The following is a 2,015-nucleotide window of genomic DNA, read 5'->3' as shown; positions in this document are numbered from 1 at the left end:
TGACCGATCTGGCCGACGAACGGCTGATCATCATGCGCCAGTCCACCGGGCTGCGCGAGATCACCTGCCAGATCTTCCACCGGGCGGGGGTGACGCCCGCGGTGGCCCTGGAGGCGGGTGAAGTCGCCACCATCGTGGGCCTGGTCGGCAGCGGACTCGGGGTGTCGGTCGTCCCGGCCGGGAGCGGCGCCGCCCCGCCGAGGCCCGACGTGCGGCTGGTTCCGCTCGCCGAGCCCGACGCCTTCCGCGGCGTCGGTCTGCTCTGGCGCCGGGACCGGCCCACGGCCGCCGCTTCCGCGACTTCGCGACGCGCTGGAGCGAGCGGCGGAGCGGCGGCCAGTAAGGGGCGGCGATCAGGAAGGGCGGCGACCAGTAGGGGGCAGCGACGCGTGATGATCAACCAGGCTCGGAGCGCAGGCGGCCGGGGTGGCGTGCGGAACGCCGTTCACCATCGGCCGAACCGCCCTGTCGGTCCGCCGTCGCACCCGCCCCGAACCACGGCTCAACCATGCCTTTCGGCCAATGACGCGCGCCCGCGGTCACGGTCGCCGCTTGACGATTCATCGCTCAACCACTTCTGCGCGTCAGTGGGTACGTCCCGGAACGTGGCTGTTCGCCGATGGCGTACGTCCCGAATCGCGGCTGTCGCTTGGCTTCTCCCAGCACCTCCCGACGTCTCCTGACATCTCCCTAACTGCCGCCCCAGGTCGGCTTCCTGGGCCCTCAATCGCGGGGCCGGGGACCGGGTTTCCGGTTTTTCAAGATCGTTTGAAGTGTGTGGCCTGTGAATGTGATGCTGAGCGCGGGCCGGCCCGAACCCCCGCCGAGCAGCGAAATCAGCAGCACGACGGTTTCAGCAGCACGACGGATTCGGCAGCGCAGCGGATCCGGCGGCACAGCGAATTCGACGGCGCAGCCGATTCGGCGGCCCCGCACAGAACACGGAGTCAGGGAGCGGTGTGGAGCAGGACCTCGAACGCGGAGTACGGCGGCAGGACGGAACGGAGACGATGACCGGTTCGCCGGACCCGGAGCCCCGTACGTCACTGCGGTCCGCGGGCGGATCGACGCGCGTCAGCTTCCGCGCCGGGCAGTGGCGGGGGAGTCCCCGCGCCACCGCTGTACGGGTCGAGTCCGGGACGCCCGCGGAAGCGGCCGCTCTGCTGCTGCGGGAACTGCCCGGCTGGCTGGTGGTCACCGACGACAGCGTGGCCGCCCCGCTCGCCGAGGCGGGAGCCGACGTTCTGCGGCGGGCCCACCGCTACGGCTGGGACCTGTCCGTACGCCCTCCCGACCCGCGATGGCCGCACCCCGCCGTCCCGGCCCCGCTCAGCCTGCGCCCCGTCGCCGAGACGCCCGCGGAGAGTCTGCGGGACCTGTGGCTGGCCGCGTACGCCTCCGGCCACCCCGACCGGGCGCGTTACGCGCACGCGGACGACGGACTGGCGACCCTCACGAGCCTGTGGCGCGGTGAACTGCTGGGCCCGACGCTGCCCTTCAGCGCGGTGGCCGTGGACGACGAGGGCCCCGCCGCGGTGCTCGCCGTCCACCTCCTGGAACGGCCCTGGATCACCCAGATCTTCAGAGACCCCACGCCGCGCGGGCGCGGACTGGGCGCCGCGATGCTCCGGTACGCGCTCACCTCGGCGGCCGAGTACGGGCTGTCCGGCCTGGGGGCGACGGTGACCGCCGGAAACGTCCGGTCCAGCCGGATGTTCGAGCGCGTCGGCTTCCACCAGTTGGACGACAGCGTCGACTTGAGACTCCCCGCCGACTCCTGAGCCCGGCCCCGCCTGCCCCTCCGGCGGATCCGGCCGACCCGACCAGAGCCCCCCCAACTGCCACGCCCTCTGGCCGCACTCAGCCATGCCTCCGCTCCGTCTCCCAGCGGGGCTGCGGCTTCCCTCGGCTGCCGGCTCCACCTGCCGAAAGACCTGCCGAAAGACCTGCCGAAAAAAGACCTGCCGACCTACCTGCCGATCCACCTGATTCGACTGATGAGAGCCCCCCATGTC

Annotated in this window: 2 protein-coding genes; both read left to right on the top strand. The window is 72.1% G+C overall.

Translation table 11 applies throughout. The annotated features are described in order from the left end of the window. Positions 1 to 32 precede the first annotated feature (32 nt). On the top strand, positions 33 to 683 hold the full coding sequence (locus ACFU99_RS41850) for a LysR substrate-binding domain-containing protein (protein WP_384403540.1): 651 nt from the start codon (positions 33 to 35) through the stop codon (positions 681 to 683). 276 nt (positions 684 to 959) lie between these two features. After that, entirely contained in the window at positions 960 to 1,781 is an 822-nt protein-coding gene (locus ACFU99_RS41845; RefSeq protein WP_384403537.1) for a GNAT family N-acetyltransferase, read from the top strand. Positions 1,782 to 2,015 lie beyond the last annotated feature (234 nt).

The sequence above is a fragment of the Streptomyces sp. NPDC057654 genome (assembly GCF_042800135.1).
In the GTDB taxonomy this organism is placed as follows: Bacteria; Actinomycetota; Actinomycetes; order Streptomycetales; family Streptomycetaceae; genus Streptomyces.
The sequence above is the reverse complement of the archived record's forward strand: the minus strand, read 5'-3'. Positions and strand labels throughout refer to the sequence as shown.

Coding starts and splice junctions, on each gene's coding strand:
- ACFU99_RS41850 (WP_384403540.1), top strand. CDS start 33: ATGCGCCAGTCCACCGGGCTGCGCGAGATCACCTGCCAGATCTTCCAC.